The 18232-nt window shown below is 57.4% G+C and carries 19 protein-coding genes; 1 reads left to right on the top strand and 18 read right to left on the bottom strand.

The window, feature by feature from the left end; genetic code table 11:
• Positions 1-40: 40 nt before the first annotated feature.
• The 10 genes from ACR0BZ_RS05505 to alr all read right to left on the bottom strand — a co-directional run bounded on the left by ACR0BZ_RS05505 (position 41) and on the right by alr (position 8971).
• On the bottom strand, positions 41-685 hold the full coding sequence (locus ACR0BZ_RS05505) for an SDR family NAD(P)-dependent oxidoreductase (protein WP_480558017.1): 645 nt from the start codon (positions 683-685) through the stop codon (positions 41-43).
• A 42-nt stretch (positions 686-727) separates the two neighbouring features.
• A complete protein-coding gene (locus ACR0BZ_RS05500) occupies positions 728-976 on the bottom strand; it encodes a hypothetical protein (RefSeq protein WP_209503732.1) in 249 nt (82 codons plus the stop codon).
• A gap of 298 nt (positions 977-1274) precedes the next feature.
• Positions 1275-2798: an amidophosphoribosyltransferase gene (gene purF, locus ACR0BZ_RS05495; RefSeq protein ID WP_480493046.1), complete on the bottom strand. Its 1524-nt coding sequence runs from the start codon at positions 2796-2798 to the stop codon at positions 1275-1277.
• A gap of 652 nt (positions 2799-3450) precedes the next feature.
• Positions 3451-4044, bottom strand: a complete 594-nt coding sequence (locus tag ACR0BZ_RS05490) for a CvpA family protein (protein ID WP_267364181.1) — start codon at positions 4042-4044, stop codon at positions 3451-3453.
• Between the two features lie 40 nt (positions 4045-4084).
• Positions 4085-5446, bottom strand: coding sequence for a DNA repair protein RadA (gene radA, locus ACR0BZ_RS05485; RefSeq protein ID WP_480919662.1), 1362 nt, complete (start codon positions 5444-5446; stop codon positions 4085-4087).
• 67 nt (positions 5447-5513) lie between these two features.
• Positions 5514-5963, bottom strand: a complete 450-nt coding sequence (locus ACR0BZ_RS05480; RefSeq protein WP_480919661.1) for a paraquat-inducible protein A — start codon at positions 5961-5963, stop codon at positions 5514-5516.
• A 2-nt stretch (positions 5964-5965) separates the two neighbouring features.
• Positions 5966-6418, bottom strand: coding sequence for a hypothetical protein (locus ACR0BZ_RS05475; RefSeq protein WP_480919660.1), 453 nt, complete (start codon positions 6416-6418; stop codon positions 5966-5968).
• Positions 6415-7161, bottom strand: a complete 747-nt coding sequence (locus ACR0BZ_RS05470) for an ABC transporter ATP-binding protein (RefSeq protein ID WP_480919659.1) — start codon at positions 7159-7161, stop codon at positions 6415-6417. Before ACR0BZ_RS05470 ends, ACR0BZ_RS05475 begins: the two co-directional genes overlap by 4 nt.
• Complete coding sequence (locus tag ACR0BZ_RS05465; RefSeq protein ID WP_480480639.1) at positions 7158-7940, bottom strand: MlaE family ABC transporter permease; 783 nt, start codon at positions 7938-7940, stop codon at positions 7158-7160. The genes ACR0BZ_RS05470 and ACR0BZ_RS05465 overlap by 4 nt, the downstream gene beginning before the upstream one ends.
• Positions 7937-8971: an alanine racemase gene (gene alr / locus ACR0BZ_RS05460; RefSeq protein WP_480919658.1), complete on the bottom strand. Its 1035-nt coding sequence runs from the start codon at positions 8969-8971 to the stop codon at positions 7937-7939. The genes ACR0BZ_RS05465 and alr overlap by 4 nt, the downstream gene beginning before the upstream one ends.
• A gap of 240 nt (positions 8972-9211) precedes the next feature.
• On the opposite strand from alr, the gene ACR0BZ_RS05455 reads away from it, so the two are divergent.
• Positions 9212-9751, top strand: a complete 540-nt coding sequence (locus ACR0BZ_RS05455; protein WP_480919657.1) for a GNAT family N-acetyltransferase — start codon at positions 9212-9214, stop codon at positions 9749-9751.
• Positions 9752-9906: 155 nt separating this feature from the next.
• On the opposite strand, the gene ACR0BZ_RS05450 is transcribed toward ACR0BZ_RS05455, so the two are convergent.
• From ACR0BZ_RS05450 to ACR0BZ_RS05415, 8 genes are all read right to left on the bottom strand, one after another.
• Positions 9907-11397: a replicative DNA helicase gene (locus ACR0BZ_RS05450; RefSeq protein ID WP_267366870.1), complete on the bottom strand. Its 1491-nt coding sequence runs from the start codon at positions 11395-11397 to the stop codon at positions 9907-9909.
• Between the two features lie 259 nt (positions 11398-11656).
• The gene (locus ACR0BZ_RS05445) at positions 11657-12334 is read right to left on the bottom strand and encodes an orotate phosphoribosyltransferase (protein WP_267366868.1); all 678 of its coding nucleotides are present in this window, start codon (positions 12332-12334) and stop codon (positions 11657-11659) included.
• 148 nt (positions 12335-12482) lie between these two features.
• On the bottom strand, positions 12483-13475 hold the full coding sequence (locus ACR0BZ_RS05440) for a type II secretion system F family protein (RefSeq protein WP_480919656.1): 993 nt from the start codon (positions 13473-13475) through the stop codon (positions 12483-12485).
• A 13-nt stretch (positions 13476-13488) separates the two neighbouring features.
• On the bottom strand, positions 13489-14457 hold the full coding sequence (locus ACR0BZ_RS05435; RefSeq protein ID WP_480919655.1) for a type II secretion system F family protein: 969 nt from the start codon (positions 14455-14457) through the stop codon (positions 13489-13491).
• Entirely contained in the window at positions 14454-15842 is a 1389-nt protein-coding gene (locus ACR0BZ_RS05430; RefSeq protein ID WP_348540371.1) for a TadA family conjugal transfer-associated ATPase, read from the bottom strand. Before ACR0BZ_RS05430 ends, ACR0BZ_RS05435 begins: the two co-directional genes overlap by 4 nt.
• 12 nt (positions 15843-15854) lie before the next feature.
• Positions 15855-17042, bottom strand: a complete 1188-nt coding sequence (locus tag ACR0BZ_RS05425; RefSeq protein ID WP_480919654.1) for a CpaE/TadZ family protein — start codon at positions 17040-17042, stop codon at positions 15855-15857.
• Between the two features lie 38 nt (positions 17043-17080).
• On the bottom strand, positions 17081-17728 hold the full coding sequence (locus ACR0BZ_RS05420; RefSeq protein WP_267367915.1) for a TadE/TadG family type IV pilus assembly protein: 648 nt from the start codon (positions 17726-17728) through the stop codon (positions 17081-17083).
• On the bottom strand, positions 17725-18222 hold the full coding sequence (locus tag ACR0BZ_RS05415; protein ID WP_480517257.1) for a TadE/TadG family type IV pilus assembly protein: 498 nt from the start codon (positions 18220-18222) through the stop codon (positions 17725-17727). The genes ACR0BZ_RS05420 and ACR0BZ_RS05415 overlap by 4 nt, the downstream gene beginning before the upstream one ends.
• Between the last annotated feature and the right edge of the window lie 10 nt (positions 18223-18232).

Genomic DNA, 18232 nt, shown 5'->3' with positions numbered 1-18232 from the left:
AAATATCCCCGCCAGAGGCATGGCCCGTCAGGGCCATTTCCTAAAGCAGCGCCAGAATCCGCGCGGCTTCATCCTTGGTGCTGTTCAACACGCTCCGGTCTTCCCCGGGATGAAACCGTGCGCGGACGGCCGTGGGCATTGGCGCGGGCTCGACAACCGAAACCCGCGGGCCGGTGCGTTCGGTCTCGACGGCCCAGCTGCGGGCCAGAGCCATCTGCGCGGCCTTGGTGGCACCGTAGATGCCATAAAACTTCTCGCCAGCTTTCGGATCGTCAAAAAACACCGCATGGCCACTCTCGCCCAGAAGGGGTGAGACATAGGGGATTAGAACCGAGGTCGCGTTTGCATTTGTGTTGATCGCCTTGGCCCATTCCTTGGGGTCAACAAAATGCACCGGTGTCAGTGCTGATGTGTGGATGGCTGTGTGCATCCACAGGTCGACCTTACCCCAACGGTCATGGATGCCACGACACAGGGTCGCCATGGCGTTTGGATCGGTGATGTCCATGGGGGCCAAGGTGGCTGACCCGCCCCTGGCCTTGATACGGTCGTCCAACTCTTCCAGCCCGCCGGTGGTCCGGGCGACGGCGACGATATGGTATTCAGGTGCCAGCGCTTCGGCCAGCGCAGCGCCCAACCCGCGAGAGGCCCCGGTGATAAGGGCGATTTTTGTCTGATCGGTCATGGCTGCGGTTTGAACCCCTGCGCGAGGGGCGTCAAGTCGCGATTAGCTTCCGGGAATGGCGATCCGCTTGGTCTGGCCGCTTTGTCGCAGCATGATGCCCTGTTCGTCGATTGCTATCACCGTACCCGAGGCGACGCGGCTTCCGGGTTCAACCTCTTTCACGCGGCCCGATGACAGGCGTACCAAGGCGTGCAGTTCGGTTTTGGGCCCGAACACCCCCAGAACAGAAACAGAGTTCTTGTTTAACGCGCCCTGCTGTGTGGCCGCGCTTTTGACATTGGTGTTTGACATGGTCCGTGGCCCGGCATGAGTTCCGAACCCCTTATTTCGAGTGAGTGGTTGCCGCCCGATACCAAAACGATCAGGTAAGCAAAAGACCTTCACATACTCCACGATTCACGACGTAGCGACCTTTTTGTTAGTCCCTGTGATCGTGCAAGAATCGCCGCCGGGTTGTGGCAGATTTCCACTCATCGGTGGAACAGTATAGATGCGAGCCACCCTGAACAGGGTTGTCCTATCTGCATGCCGAACGGTTTGATTCGCGGTCTGAACAGAAGCTGGACGTGCACTCGGTGGGCGGAGTCATTCAGCCTGAGGCGAGTTTAGCCGCATTCCACGACCCGCCCGGAACCTGCATATCCGCGCGTTTCTGGCTGACACGGCTGCTGTTTTCCAGACTGTCCAGGTAATCCGCGCTAACGCTGCCTGTAATGTAATTGCCATCAAAGCAGGAACAATCAAATCCCTGGATGTCCGGGTTGCCTTCCTGGGCCGCCCAGATCAGGTCCTCCAGATGCTGATAGAACAGTGCATCGGCGCCCAGCTCTTCACGGATCTCTTCGATCTCTTTGCCATTTGCGATCAGCTCGGCCTTGGTCGGCATGTCTATGCCATAGACATTGGGGTATTTGACCGGCGGCGAGGCGCTGGCCACATAAACCTTCTTGGCCCCGGCATCGCGGCACATCTGAACGATCTTTTTGATGGTGTTGCCGCGCACGATGGAATCGTCGATCAACAGAACGCTGTGGCCTTCGAATTCCAGCGGAACGGCGTTCAGCTTGCGGCGGACGGATTTCTGTCGCTCGGCCTGGCCCGGCATGATGAAGGTACGCCCGACATAGCGGTTCTTCACCAACCCCTCGCGATAGGGGATGCCGGTGATTTTAGCCGCTTCCAGTGCCACGGGGCGGGCGCTGTCGGGTACGGGAATGATCCGATCGATTTCCAGGCCCGAGTCCTGAATTTGTTTCGCCAGCGTCTGTCCCATGCGCATCTGGGTTTTATAAACCGAGACTCCGTCCAGCAGTGAATCCGGACGTGCCAGATACACATACTCGAAGATACAGGGCGTCAGCTTGCCTTCGACCGCCTGAAACTCGTGCATGTTGCCTTTCAGGTCGATCAGGATGGCCTCGCCCGGGCGCAGATCGCGCAGCTTCTCAAAACTGTTGATGCCAAAGGCCACGTCTTCCGAAGCAAAGGCATAATCGTCCCCCTGACCGTCGACATTGCGCTTTGCGACCGACAGGGGCCGAATGCCATATGGGTCGCGGAACGCCAGCATGCCAACACCAGCCACCAGACAGATTACCGAGTAGGCACCTTGAACCCGCTCCATCGTCATCTTCACACCGGCAAAGATGTTTCGGATCGGATCCGAATTGCCGTTCACCTTGATGGCGTCAGCCACTTTGTCGGCCAGCACGTTCAGCAGGATTTCCGAATCCGATGTGGTGCGCAGGTGGCGACTATATTTCCCGGTCACTTTCTCGCGCTGTTCCGCTGTGTTGGTGATGTTGCCGTTGTGAACAAGATAGATACCGTAGGGCGCGTTCACGAAGAAAGGTTGCGCTTCGGCCGCGCTGAGTGATCCGGCCGTGGGATAACGAACATGACCCATGCCGATATGACCCAGAAGGGTTTCAGCATCCTGGGCGTTGAACACGTCCTTGACCAAACCATTGGCTTTCTTTTCCCGGAAGAATTCGCCGTTGTAGGTCACGATCCCGGAGGCATCCTGACCCCGGTGCTGCAACATCAGCAACCCGTCATAGATCTCAGCAAAGACATCATGTGTCCGGCTTGCGATTCCTAAAATCCCACACATTCAAGGGGCTCCAACTTCTATGACGATTTCATTCGAGGATTGACCGCAGTTCGGCACCGGACTTTCTGCATCTTCAGCGCGGAAATGTTCGCTAAACAGGAACAAGACGCCGTTAGGGCGACCATCACTGCGATCAGCGCGCATTCATACAGAAAGTACAAGATCGGTGGCTCCGATTCCGTGGCGGGTTGGCCCCCACATAATGCCTATTGGCGTGGCTGTCATCAAAGGATCACAATAGCCAAATGCCGCAGGCCAAGTTTGCGCATGTCGATGTAGAAAAACGAAGATGGTGACATGCGCAAACATATGTGCTGTCATGCATTTGATTGCATACATAACTGCTAAATCTCAGCACCTCGGGGGGACCTGAATGTGGCAACATAAACCTCCTCACAAGAACCAGGAACGGATCAGGCAGCGGTGCCATCGGTGCAGGGGATTGGGGCGCGCATCGTGCCAGATCTGTAACGGAGCGGGTGAGATCGCCAAAAGCAGAGATATCTTTGGAAAACCGATCTTCAGTCGATGTGACGGGTGCTTTGGTTTGAAAACAATCCGCTGTACCGTGTGCGGTGGCGAGGGGTTTGTCTGATCTGCAACAAAAAAGCCCGGCAGGGCCGGGCTTTCATGAATTGGTGATCTGCCTCTATCAGCCGTTGGAAGGTGCAGTTGTTGCCGGTTCAGCGTTTCCTGCCGTGCAACTGGCGACCAGCTGTTCATACTGAGTCGTAACCCACCCCAGAGCCGCCTCGGGGTTTTGTTCCTCAATCTGGCCGCTGAACTGTTCAAACACCTTGGCCGACCGGCTTTCATCAACAATTGTGTAAGACTGGCCGGTCATCACGGTGTCGTAAACGAAGAATGCGATCGCAACCAGAAGAATGCCACGAGCGATGCCGAAGAACAGCCCCAGAGCCTGATCCAGACCGCCAAGGGCCGAGCGCTGGACCAGTGATGAAAACAGCGGTGTGAAGATACTGACCACGATCAGCGCCACCGCAAAGACCGCTGCAAACCCGGTGATCACGGACAGTTCGCAACTGTCACGCAGGAAATCTCCGACGACCGGGATTTCCTTGACCAGAGGTACAGCCTGCGGGGCGAAGATGAACGCCAGAACGGCCGCCGCAACCCAACCCGCGATGGCCAGAACTTCGCGCATGAACCCACGCGAGTAGGCCAGCAAGCCTGACAGCACGATGATCAGGGCAACCACCCCGTCGATTATTGTAAAACCTTCCATGGCCCTCGCCTGTTCTTCTTCTGCCCCTCAAGGCGCGACTTTAACCTGCTCCGAAGGTTTCGCCAACAAACCCCACCAAATCTGAGGGTCGGGTGAGTGTCAGACCTGCCACAGTACCGGTTTTGCCACCTGCCGGAGCTATTGCCGCTGTGAAACCAAGTTTTTGTGCTTCTTTCAACCTGTTTTCTGTCTGCGGAGCCGGTCTAAGTGCCCCGGATAGCGAGATTTCCCCGAAAACGACGGTGTCTGAGGGCAGGGCCGTGTCTTCGCGTGCGCTCAGCAATGCAGCAGCAACGGCCAGATCGGCGGCGGGTTCACTGACTTTCAACCCGCCGGCCACGTTCAGATAGACGTCGAGACCGGCAAAGGGAATGCCGCAACGCGCTTCGAGCACGGCAAGGATCATCGCCAGCCGCCCGCTGTCCCAGCCCACCACTGTCCGGCGTGGTTGCGAATGGGGGGACGGGGCGACAAGGGCCTGCAATTCGACCAAAACGGGCCGTGTGCCCTCAATCCCGGCAAAGACGGCAGAGCCAGGGCTGGGCTTACCTCGTTCCGACAGGAACAAGGCCGAGGGGTTGGTGACCTGCGCCAGCCCTTTGCCTGTCATCTCGAATACGCCAATTTCGTCGGCGGGACCAAAGCGGTTCTTGACCGCCCGCAGAATACGAAACTGATGGCCGCGCTCGCCCTCGAAATACAGCACCGTATCAACCATGTGTTCGACAACACGGGGCCCTGCGATCTGGCCTTCCTTGGTGACGTGCCCGACCATGATGATCGACACACCATGCCGTTTCGCAAAGGCGGTCAATTCATGAGCAGCCGCCCGGACTTGCGACACGGACCCCGGCGCGCTGTCGACATTGTCCGCCCACATGGTCTGGATCGAGTCGATGATCGCCAGACCGGGTTTCTCGGCTTCAAGCGTGGTAAGAATGTCGCGCAGGTTGGTTTCGGCAGCAAGTTGCACCGGCGCATTCTCCAGCCCAAGGCGGCGCGCCCGCATGCGAACCTGCGCACTGGCTTCTTCACCCGAGACATAGATCGTCTTGACGCCAGCACGGGCAAATCGGGCAGCCGCTTGCAGCAGCAGGGTGGATTTACCGATGCCGGGGTCGCCGCCCACCAACAGGGCAGATGCGGGAACAAGCCCGCCGCCAAGAACCCGGTCCAGCTCTTCCACTCCGCAGAGTGTGCGGGGTGGCGGGGTTTCCTCGGTCGACAGGTCGGTCAGCGTCATCGACCGTCCGCGTTTCGAGCCCAGCGATTTCTTGGCTGGGCCGGACGACAGAGGTACGTCCTGGATGATCGAGTTCCACTCGCCGCACCCGTCGCAGCGGCCCGACCAGCGGGAATGGGATGCGCCGCAGGCGGAGCAGGAGAAGGTTGGTTTTGCCATGACGTCTTGGTGCCCGAGGACGGGCGGTTCTTCAAGCCCTTGCTGGGCTTTCCTCGTCGTCAGCGCCCTATGTCCGGGCGATGGTTTTCCAGTGGCGTTCGGTGAGAATGCCCAAAGCGATGGAGGCAAGGATGCAGGCGGTGAACAGGTAAAGACCCCATGCGGTTTCAACAGTGGCGTAAGAGATGCCTTTGGCCAGCGTGATGTAAAGCGCGATCAGGAAGATATCCGCCATCGCCAGCTTGCCAAGGATGTTGAGCGCGGGCTGCACACGGGCATCCAGCAGGTTCCATTGGATCAGGGCGGTGCCGATGGTTTTGATGTAGGGCGCGAAAAGGGCGAAGATGGTGACGACCAGCGCAAGGAAGATGTCGGATTTCCAAAGCGACTGGAGGCCGGTGATGACGCTGATTTCGCTGAGGCCAAAGATCGGCAGGAACCCTGCGCGCATCAGCGGGGCGAACCACGCGATGGGGTAGAGGATCAGGAGGGAGAGGGTGGCGAGGCGGAGGGGCAAATCTACATGCCAATTACAAACAGAAGAAGTGTGAACGCGAGGCTGCCGCAGTCATACTCAAGCATACTGCCGGTCCAGCGCTTTCGGAAGCTATGTCTGGTTTTGATAGCCAACACAAAAAACGAGATTCCGACGATTATATTCGCAACGGGATTCTGTAGCTTATTCATCAGATACCACAGCAAGAAAATCGTGGCGGCCAGGAGTGCCCAGGTAAGAACACTTATTAGTAGAGAACCGTCCTTTGTCGCCTCGGCATGACGAGCTTCGGCGCCCCAGCCAAATTTCTGTCGTCTGAACGAAGCGACCGCGTCCGAGTACCTCTCGCGTGTGCCGGATGATGACATGAGACCGGGAAGGACACCGGAAGAAGCAAATCCAACACCAGCACAATAATAGATGCCAAGTTCTTTGACAGGTAAAGACAATTCAGCGATTGAGACGACGCCGGTCACCGCACCGCCTCAATCGGCCCCACTGCGCTCCCGCTGATGAACTGCTCCACATAAGGATCACCCGAGGCATCCATCTGGCTGACAGGGCCGGTCCACTGGATCACACCTCCGTGCAGCATGGCCACGTTGTCGGCAATCGCGCGGACTGAGCTCATGTCGTGGGTGATGGTCATCGCGGTGGCGCCCATCTCGGTCACGATTTCGCGGATCAGGTCGTTGATGACGCCGGACATGATCGGGTCGAGGCCGGTGGTGGGTTCGTCAAAAAAGATAATCTCAGGCTCGGCGGCGATGGCGCGGGCAAGGCCCACACGTTTTTGCATCCCGCCTGACAGCTCTGCCGGAAAGCGGTCGGCCACGTCGGATTTCAGGCCTACGCGGCGCAGTTTTTCGATGGCGATCTCGCGCGCTTCCTCGGTGGGACGTTTCAGGGATCCACGCAGCAGGCGGAAGGCGACATTCTGCCAGACGGTCAGCGAGTCAAACAGGGCCGCGCCCTGAAACAGCATGCCAAACCGCGCCAGAAACGCGTCACGGTCGCCTTTGGTTGCGTCTTTGCCGTCGACATAGATCATGCCGCTGTCGGGTTTGATCAGGCCCAGGATACATTTCAGGGCAACAGATTTCCCCGTGCCGGAACCCCCGATGATGACCATCGAGGTTCCTTTGGGTATCTCTAGGCTCATTCCACGCAATACGTGGTTGTCGCCAAAGGCTTTTTCTACGTTCTCCATCCGGATCATAGCGAGAAGAACACCCCTGTGAGAACAAAGTTTGCGGCCAGGATCAAAACGGCTGCGGCCTCGACCGACCCTTTGGTTGCACGACCGACACCCTGTGCGCCGCGGCCCGAGTTCATGCCGTAGTAGCAGCCCATGATAGCCGCGATCACGCCAAAGGCCGCGCCCTTGACCAGAGACGATACAATGTCGCGCATCTCAAGGAAATCGACCGTGTTTTTCAGATACGCCGCCGGGTTGAAGCCCAGATTCTGCGTAGCGACAGTGTACCCGCCCGCAATCCCGATAACGTCACCTACGGCGACCAGTGCAGGCACGGTGATCAGCGCGGCCAGCACACGTGGAGCAGTAAGGTATTTCATCGGATGGGTCGACAGCGTGACCAGAGCGTCGATTTGTTCGGTCACTTTCATCGTGGCGATCTCGGCCGCGATGGACGAGGTCACGCGCGCGGCGATCATCAGGCCGACCAGCACCGGGCCAAGTTCTCGCACCATGCCGATGGCGACGATTTGGGGCACCACCGCCTCGGCGTTAAACCGTGCACCGCCTGCATAGATTTGTAAGGCCAGCGCGCCGCCGGTGAAAATGGCGGTCAGGCCGACGACGGGCAGGGACAGCCAGCCGATATTCAGCAGGGCCATCCCGAATTCGCGCGGATAGAAGGGTGGGCGCAGGATGTGCGACGCTGCATCAAGCGCAAACAGGGCCACCCGGCCAAAGGCCGCAAGCAGGCCCAGCACGGTGCGGCCCAGCCCCCCCAGCGCGCTGATTGGGTTCATTCCACGTAGCCCCGCGAATAGCGATTGCCCATTGATGTCAGGATTTCATAGCCAATTGTACCAGCAGCCTCGGCCAGATCATCAACGGTTTGATGACCGTTGAGAATGCGCAGGCGCTCCGGGTCTTTCGGCAGGTCCGTGACGTCCACGGTGATCAGGTCCATTGAGATACGTCCAACAACCGGGCAGGGTTGGTCGCCCGCAAATGTGTCGATGCCGCCGCCAATGGCGCGATGCAGGCCATCTGCATAGCCGGCAGCAACGGTGGCGATCCGGGACGGCCGACGCGCCACCCAGGTGTTTCCATAACCCACGGTCTCGCCGACAGCCAACTTGCGCACCTGAATGACAGGAAGGTCAACGGTTACGACAGGCTTTGCACCGGCAAAGGGCATTCCGCCATAAAGACCAATACCCGGGCGACAGAAGTCAAAATGAAACTCAGGCCCCAAAAGCATCCCGCCCGTCGCTGCCAGGGAGCGCGGCGCAGCGACCCCATCAGTCATCTCGCGGAAGGTTTTCAGTTGTTGCTGGTTCATCGGGTGTTCCGGCTCGTCCGAGCAGGCCAGATGAGACATGATGAGTGCCGGGTTCAAGGCTTCGGCCTTGGAACGCAACTCAGCCCAGTCAGCAGGTTCAAGACCAAGCCGGTTCATACCACTGTCCAGTTGGATACCAAACGGGTGGTCGGGCAGGGTCTCTGTATGGCGTAGAAACTGTTCTGGCGAGTTGATCAGCGGTATCAGGTTGTTGCCGCGTAGCAGATCGGCATCGCCTTCCATATGTCCCGAAAAAACGAAAATCATCGGGCCGGGGCCAACGGCCTCGCGAACGGTTGTGCCTTCTTCTGCAGCAGCCACGAAAAACTTGCGAACACCTTCTTCTGCCAACGTGTCGCTGACAGGTCCTGCGCCCAGCCCATAGGCATCTGCCTTGACCACGGCACCGGTTTCGACTCCGGTTTTCGCGTCGAGTGTCCGCCAGTTTCTGGCGAGGGCCTGAAGATTGATCGTTAAACGTGCAGTACTCATGGGACTGTTCATGACATTGCGCCGTCCAAGGTCAAGAGGGAAAGGGCTTTTTCCGCGACAGATTACGCCCATCAAACGACAGGTACGGCGGAAAACACCCAAAAAAGCAGACATTTTGGCGACTTACTGCTGTGTTAAGCCGTTTTCGGGATTGTCTTCACATAGGTGTTAAAGTGATCTTGTGAACAAGATCGTCCCATCGCGGCAAAAAACGGTGCGGCGGCATATCCCGAGGAAATCATGGATTTTTATATCGATCAAACGCCAGACCCGTTCGAAACAGCCCGGTTTTTCGCAGAAGTATTTTCGGCGTCGGAAGGCCCGGACGAGGGGGTGGTTATCGAAGCTTTTGTTCAAGAGGTGATCGATACCACCCCACCACAGGATCTGATGGTGTGCACCGCGCGTCACGATCAGGTGCCGCTTGGCTGCGCCATCTTTTCCCGATTGCTGTTTCCACAGGACGCGCGCCGGGTATTTATCCTGTCGCCTATGGCTGTCCGAACAGACAGGCAAAAAGCCGGGATTGGACAGGCTTTGATTGCCTATGGTCTGGATTGCCTGCGGGCATCAGGCGTGAACGTGGCACTCACCTATGGTGATCCCGCTTACTATCGAAAAACAAGTTTTGAGCAGATTTCTGAGGCCACTGCACAACCGCCGCAAAAGCTGAGCCATCCGCATGGCTGGCTGGGGCAGTCGCTGGATGGTCAGGCGCTTGCGCCACTTAGCGGCCCGTCGCACTGCGTGTCTGCGTTGAACAATCCGACGCTTTGGTGAGTGCGGGGTTCAATCTGTCAGAAAACAGGCGGGCGGACCTCATTCTTGGTTCGCGCACCAGATCCTGAATCGCGCGAAAAGCTCAGAGAACGTTATTGCTTTGCCAACAATCAAAGGAAAGTCGGGAAAACCCAAGTAAGGCTGTCCTTTCGCGATCAATAACCTTCGATCTCACCACCCTGCTGCCACGGCTTGACCAGATTGCCAAACCGGGTGAATTGCGCCTCGAATGACAGCTCGACCGTGCCGATTGGACCGTGGCGCTGTTTGCCAACGATAATCTCGGCCTTGCCGTGCAGGCGTTCCATGGCCTGCTTCCATTCTTCCATCTTCTCAAGCTCGTGATCGCCGGGTTTTTCACGTTCTTTGTAGTATTCTTCGCGGAACACGAACATCACGACATCGGCGTCCTGTTCGATCGAGCCTGATTCACGCAGGTCAGACAGCTGCGGACGTTTGTCGTCGCGGTTTTCGACCTGGCGGGAAAGCTGCGACAGGGCAATCACCGGAATGTTCAGTTCTTTGGCGATTGCTTTCATGCCCATTGAAATCTCGGCAATCTCGTTAACCCGGTTGTCGGACATGCCGCGGCACAGTTGCAGATAGTCGATCACCAGCAGGTCCAGCCCATGTGTGCGTTTCAACCGTCGCGCGCGTGCGGCAAGCTGAGAAATCGGAAGGGCGGGCGTGTCGTCGATAAAAAGCGGGCAGGCTTCAAGTTCTTTGGCCGCATCCACGAAACGGCGGAATTCGGCCTCGGTCATGTCGCCCTGACGGATCTTGTGGCTAGAGATTTCGGACGCCTCGGCCAGAACGCGCCCGGCCAGCTGTTCAGCGCTCATCTCAAGTGAGAAAAAGCCGACGACCCCGCCGTCAATTGCGCCTTCGGAACCATCCGGTTTCAGACCGCGTTTGTATGCTTTGGCCACGTTGAAGGCCACGTTGGTCGCCAGCGAGGTTTTCCCCATCGACGGACGACCTGCGAGAATGATCAGGTCCGAGGGGTGAAGACCACCCAGTTGTTTGTCGAGATCGACCAGACCGGTCGAGATCCCAGCCATGCCGCCACCGCGCTGGTAAGCTTCGTTGGTGACATTGACGGCTTCTGTGACCGCCTTGAGGAAGGACTGGAACCCCTGTTCGGTCTGGCCCTGCTCGGAAAGCTGATAAAGCTGTTGTTCGGCCTCGACGATTTGTTCTTTCGGTTCGCTGGCTACATCGACCCGCGCGGCCTTGTCGGAGATGTCGCGGCCCAAGCGGATCAACTCGCGCCGGATGGCGAGGTCATATATCATCTGGGCGTAGTCATGTACCGCAAAGGCACTGATCGACGCGCCGGCCAGTTTGACCAGATAAGCGGGCCCGCCCAATTCCTTCAGGCCCTCATCCTCGGCCATGAAGGATTTCAGCGTCACAGGCGAGGCCAGCGCGTTCTTTGCAATGCGTGCGGCGGCGACCTCATAAATGCGGGCATGAACCGGGTCATAGAAATGCTCGGACCCAATGATCGAAGCGACCCGGTCGTAAAGGTCGTTATTCGTCAAAATTGCACCCAGAAGCTGCTGTTCAGCCTCAATGGAATGCGGCATGGTTTCGGCGTTCTGAATATGCGCCGCTGCCTGCTCGATACTGCTGATCTCGTTCATCATGTCCCCGCTGCCCGTTCCGAGGTTCTACACGCCACACCCCGGTTCAAGCTATCTGCAAATGAATGGGGGTAAGTTGGTATAACTGCCCCCCGCCTTGGGATAACTGCCCACCCCAATGGGGATAACTTTGCCCTAGTTTTACACGGGCGCAGCGTTACCGCAACATTTGGTGTGTTGGCTGGATATCTTGACTAGATAGGCGCGCTTTGATGCGATTCGAAAATCAACTATCCCCAAGCCGTCCACAGGCTGAAAATCACGATTTTCGCGCGTCCTGCCAGCCTCGCGGGTCGTTCAGAAACGCCTCGACCCCGTCAAGTGTTTCCTGATCAAAGGCTTTTTGCGCCTTGGCCTCGGCCAGAACGTCCCACCACGTGCAAAGGTGATGCAGCTTTACACCATGGTCGCCCAGCGTCTTCTCGGTTTCGGGGAAGATACCGTAGTAAAAAATCACAGCCGTATGCCCGCAGGTGGCACCAGTCTCGCGAATTGCATCGACGAAGGACAGTTTCGAACCGCCATCGGTAGTCAGGTCCTCGACCAGCAACACGCGTTCACCTTCGCTCATTGCGCCTTCAATGCGGGCGTTGCGCCCGTAACCTTTGGGTTTTTTGCGCACGTAGGTCATCGGCAATGCCATACGTTCGGCCACCATCGCGGCAAAGGGGATGCCCGCAGTTTCGCCGCCCGCAATGTTGTCAAAGGCTTCAAAACCCGCGTCCCGCATCACCGTAACGGTCAGAAAATCCATCAGCGTGGAACGAATGCGCGGGTAGGAGATCAGCTTGCGGCAATCGATATAGGTCGGGCTGGGAAGGCCACTTGCCAGCGTGAACGGCTCGCGCGCGTTGAAGTGGACGGCCTTGATCTCCAGCAGCATCCGGGCCGTCAGGCGAGCGATTTCAGTGCTATCGGGAAAAGAACTGGGGATCATGGCGGGACCTCGGCGATGAAATGATGTTTCGGGCTGATAGCCCGACCCTTGGCCCGGAGTCGAGAGCTGTTGGAACAAAAGAAAAGCGGACCCCCCTAAGGTCCGCTGTTTCCGGGTAGTCAGCTATGCGAACACCATTGTCGCTGCGTTACCCTTGCCCGAACATGTTGACCCACCGGATCAGCATTGGTGCCAGACAAATCAGCAACAGGACAGGCATCATGCACATGGCCATCACAGCAGACATCTGCACAGGCAGACGGTTTGCCTTTTCCTGGGCGCGAAGTTCTCGGTCAAGCCGCATGTCAGTGGCGAAGCGGCGTAACGATGCGGATATGCTGGTGCCGTACTGGTTGGATTGCAAAAAGGCGTTCGCGAACGAGTTCATCTCGTCGATACCGACCCGGTTCGCCATGTCCAGAAAGGCGGCCTGACGTTCTTTGCCTGCCTGCAACTCCAGTTGAAGAATCGAAAACTCCTGCGAGATTTCCGGAGCTGCCTTAGCCATTTCATGCGAGACCCGGATCATCGCCGCGTCAAAGCCCAGCCCGGCCTCGATGGCGACTTGCAACAGGTCAAGCGCGTTTGGCAGGCTGTGTTCGATGGCCTGGCGGCGTTTCTTTATGCGACGTCGCAACCACAGTGCCGGGCCATAAAAGCCCAAGACCATCAGAGCCGTCACGACCTGCATTGTGTTAACCCACGTAACACCCTGCAAAAGGTCGGCGATCCCTAACTGAACTTGCGTTTCGATCGGCAAAGCCATGGTTGCGACGAACGCGGCAGGCAACACAAATCCCAGGACGACCCGAAAGGTATAATAGGTGCGAATGGCGTGCTTTTGCCGAATTCCGGCCTGTTTCAACAGCTTCCCGATCCTGGAGCGTTCGCGTTTTGACGACGGGACGAAGGCCTTCAGCAGCCCGTGCGGGTCGCTGTTGTCACCCTGGATAAGGTCAAAATCCTGCCCATGCCCTTGTGAAACCGACCCAACGCGCATACGGCGTGCTGCCGTGTTTTCACTTGCCGTAAATCCGGAAAGGCCCATGACGACAAAAAAAACACTAAGGGCAATTCCGACCAACAGGATCAACTGCGGTGTGATGCGCGGATCGTTTAGAATGTCCTGAAGAATATCCATATCCCATTTCCCCTTAGAATCTGAATTTAACCAGCCGCTTCAGGATGAAACCCTGGGCAATTGTCAGGCCAATGATCACCTGGGCGAAATACGGAAACAGCGGATCGCTGCGTACGTCGCCGTAAAATGTTGGGGAGGAGACCTCGATCGAAAGATAAATGATGACCGGCAAAATCGTGAGGATAAGGCTGCTCAGGCGACCTTCGGCGGAAATTGCCTTGATCTTCTTTTGCATCGTGTGCCGGTCCCGGATGGTCTGGGACAGAATGCTTAGAACGCGGGACAGGTTGCCGCCAGTTCCATGCTGAATGCCGATACTTACAGCAAGGTATTTTGCATCCTCTGTTCCGACGCGGTGCGCAAAGTCGTGAAAGGCGGTCGCGACGTCATCACCATAGTTGATCTGGTCTTTGATGATGCCAAACTCTGACCCGATCGGATCCGGCAGATCAGAGGCAACGTTTCCAACCGTCACTGCAACGGGATGCCCCACCTTCAGCCCCCGGGCCATCAGGTCTAACGCGTCAGGCAATTGTTTCGTCAGTTTCTTCGCGCGGGCGTCTTTCATGGCGACCAGCACGATAACCGGGCCGATGAGGCCGAACACAGCGCTCAGAATGACTGCCAGTTCCGGGGCAAGGAACCGGGAAGCCCCGAAAAAGATCATCAAAACCAGAAGGGAGACGGCGAGCACGACCCAAATCGGGTTGACCGCCAAACCGGCTTGCACAAGCAGACGGCGAAACCGCGTAATCAGCCCGGCTTTTTCGCCAGCGGCCATCATTGCGGGATCGCGGAGCAGCTGCAACACCTGATCCGTCGAAGCCCCGTTCTGGATCAGTTTCATGCGGCGGTTTCGGGCTTCGCCATGCGTTTCCTTGCGCGCCAGAAGCTGGTGAACGCCTTCGTAGGCAAGCAGAATACCCAGAAAAATCGACACGTAGATCAGGATGTTCAGTATGTTGGGCTGAAGGTCAATCATGATGCCGTTGCCCCGTGAATAAACATGTTGGTGTCCACATCGACACCAGCCGCCACCAGTTGGTCGAAGCATTTTGGCCGTATGCCGGTCGGCAGGAACTCTCCCAAAACGTCGCCATTCTCAGACTTGCCACGGCGCTTGAAAACAAAGATGTCCTGCATCGTGATCGTATCGTCTTCCATGCCCGTGATTTCCGAGATGCTGACGACCCTGCGTGTCCCGTCGCTCAGTCGGCTGAGTTGCAGGACGATCTGAATGGCCGAGGCGATTTGAGACCGGATGGTTCTGACGGGCAGGTCCGCCCCCAGCATTGTCACCATCTGTTCGACCCGGCTGAGCGCATCGCGGGCCGAATTCGCATGTACGGTCGTCATGGAGCCGTCATGTCCCGTATTCATGGCCTGAAGCATGTCAAAGCATTCGGAACCACGGACTTCGCCGACAATAATGCGGTCAGGCCGCATCCTGAGCGCGTTGCGCACCAGATCGCGTTGCGTGATCACCCCTTGACCTTCCGAGTTTGGGGGGCGGGTTTCCAAGCGTACGACATGGCTTTGCTGTAACTGAAGTTCCGCTGCATCTTCGATTGTCACGATACGCTGCTTGCCGTCGATATAGGATGAAACGGCGTTCAGCATTGTTGTCTTGCCCGAACCGGTGCCGCCAGAAATCAGAATGTTCAGCCTGGCTTCGACCAGCGCGGCCAGAAGCTTGGCTGCCTGTTCGTTCATGCTGTCCCGCTGGACCAACTTGTCGATGGTCAGAGGATTGCGCGAGAATTTGCGGATCGACAGCGCCGGCCCATCAACTGAACACGGGCGGATAATCGCGTTGACCCGGCTTCCGTCTTCCAGACGCGCATCGACCCATGGCTGGGATTCATCAATACGGCGGCCGACCCGGCTGACGATCTTGTCAATGATCCGAAGCAGATGGCGTTCGTCGCGAAAGCGCACGGAGGATTGCTCCAGCAGGCCAAATCGTTCCACATAGACCTGATCATAAGAGTTGACGAGAATGTCGTTGATGGTCGGGTCTTCCAAAAGGGGTTCCAGCGGGCCCAGACCCATCACTTCGTGAATGAGCTCATCAACAAGGGCCGTAAATGCCTCGGACCGTAAATGAAGGCGTTCGGCCTCGATCAGCCCTGTGACCAGCGCGGCGATCTGACGTTTCAGTTCGGACCGTTCGACCTTGTCGATCACAGACAGGTTCAGACGGTCGAGAAGCTCACTGTGCAGGCGGCTTTTAAGCTCCAGATGCGCTTGCAGGTCAACGTCCACCGGCTCTGGTGTTGCTTTGGACTTTGGCACCTCGATCGGCCGTTCCAGAACCAACACGTTCGACTTGGACGCGGCCCGGCGTGATTTGTACTCGTTAAACACGGCGATCTCCCATTATGCAGTTTTTTGTGTGGCTGGCCGGGTGCCTTCGGACATGGACGCAGCCAGTTTCGTCAGGGCCTTGCCAAGGTCCGAATGCGGCTTCATGTCCACAATCGGTCGTCCCAGATCGACTGCGTTTCGCGCAATCTTGGGATTGTCCGGCAGCCAGTGCTTCAGTTTCGTTTCCAGCACTTTTTCGGCCTCGCGAACGTGTGCGGGTTTGATCAGCGTCTTCCGTTCGCGGTTCACGACAACCTCGACGGGCAGGGCCACGTTCGCCTCGCGATAGAAATCGATCAGGCGCCGGGTCTGGCGAACACACGGAACCGTGGTGTCAGTAACCAGTGCAAGTTGGTTCGCGCGTTTAAAGATGGGTTCGACCCATTCCACAACGGCACAGGGCAGGTCGATGACAACATAGTCGTACCGGCGCTGAAGCAGGTCGAGCATCCCCTCGATCAAGCCCGGTCGTATGGATTGAAGCGGAACCAGCGGCGCGGGCGCGCACAACACATCAATGCCGAGCGTATGGTTCTGAAGGATCGACGTCAGGAAATGATCATCCGGCTCTTCCTGATTTTCGATGAGTTGGAGGCATCCCCCGTTATCTTCAAGATCCAGAAACACGTTCGCGTTTCCGAATTGCAGATCAAAATCCAGAAGCGCGACGCGGTTTTTCGCCTTTTTCCTCAGGAAGGATTCTTTCCCGCCCACCAGCGAGCAGGCAAGGTTGACTGCGACCGTTGACGCTCCGATTCCACCGCGGGATTTTGCAACCGGGATCACCGTGCCAAGGGCAGAGGGGCCATTTCGAATGAACCCTTGCGGAAGTGATCGGGAAGAGATTTTTTCTGCTACTGCGGCTTTCAGCCCATCCTCGTCAATGGACAGGGGCAGAACCTCGTCGATGCCGATTTTCCGCAACTCGCGGGCGACCGAGATCGAAACGTCATTCTGCGTCAGCGCAACAAACAAGGTGTCGTCTTGTCGATGGGTCAGCAGGTCTTTGACAGCCAGAACCTCGCCCGCGTCGCAGGGGTCGATTTCAAAAATAACCAGGTCATGCTTGAATGCCAGATTGCGCGCCGTGCCGTTCAACGCTTTGAACGAACCCGCATTCTCTGAGATTTCGTTATTTTGACCGGCGGGAAAAGCACTGGCGACCACCTGAGCGACGGTTTCGCTTTCAGATACAAGCATGACGGAATGTGAATTGAGACTAGAAACGTTCTTAACCATTAACCTGACTCTCCTGATGCCAGGTCTTCGGCAGGCAGCGAAACGCTGAAATTGGAAAACCCAGCTGTTGAAGGAATTGTGCTGCTGGTTGCGCCCGCAGCGTTTGCAAGCGCGGCCAGCGGCGACACGAACTGAAAATCATTCAGGTTCAGCTCAACCGTGACCATGGGTGTGTAAGGGCCACCCAGGAAGCCCAGATTGGAATTGAAATCATAGGAAAACTGCAAGGCGTCAATCGTCGTGCCGGGGGGCAGCAACGGGTTGATGCGCCCCCAGATTTCAGATGCTGTGGTGTTGGTGGCGTCACCCACACAAGCTGGCGTTACGGGGTCGGCACATACGCCAGCCGACGCACTGCATGGGGTGCCAAAGCGAGGGGACAACGCGGATGTTCCCCGCGTGTGGGTTTGTGGCACACCCGGACAGGCCGCAGGGCGCACCACAGCGATGCGCGCCGCCAACTGTGCGGCTTTTTGCGCGTTCACTCCGCTGTATGATAGCCGACCAAAGTCCAGCAATGCCAGGAACAGGAAGGAAAACAGGGACACCACCAAGGCAAACTCAACAAGAACCCCACCATTCTGGTCGCGCAGCATCTTGTCCGCGACCTGGCGCAAGATAGCGCGGTTATTCCGCAACCGTGTCATTGGCCAAATATCCGCGATGTGTCAGCGACGTCGGTGGTTATCGATGACGCGCCGCTGCCGAAAAGCTTCAGAATGCCCCCCAGCGGGAACTGAACGGTGATATTGGCGCTTACCTGACCGACGGGTGCCGGGTTCATGCGATACGTGCCCGACACGCAGGACAAGCTGGGCGTTACTGAGTTGACGGTTATACTGGGTGGAAACAGGCTGTTGCCATGAATGTCACGCTCGACAATCCCTTTCAGAGTTGTGCTGAGCCCCGCGACAGTTCCGCCAGACGAACAGATATCCGAGGGCGTGACGCGCGACATATAACGGCTGGCATCACGGACCCCGGCAATGACCGACTGGTACGACCACATGAGGCGTGCGGATTCCAATGTCACCGCCAACAGCAGCAGCATAATCGGCATGACAAGGCCAAACTCGACAAGGATCGCACCATCTTCGTTTTTGGCGAAGCGTTTGAAAGGGGATCTGAGGCGAATACACATGAACACTCTG

The sequence above is a fragment of the Ruegeria sp. P8 genome (assembly GCF_056534665.1).
This window is presented reverse-complemented; position numbering and strand designations above follow the sequence as displayed.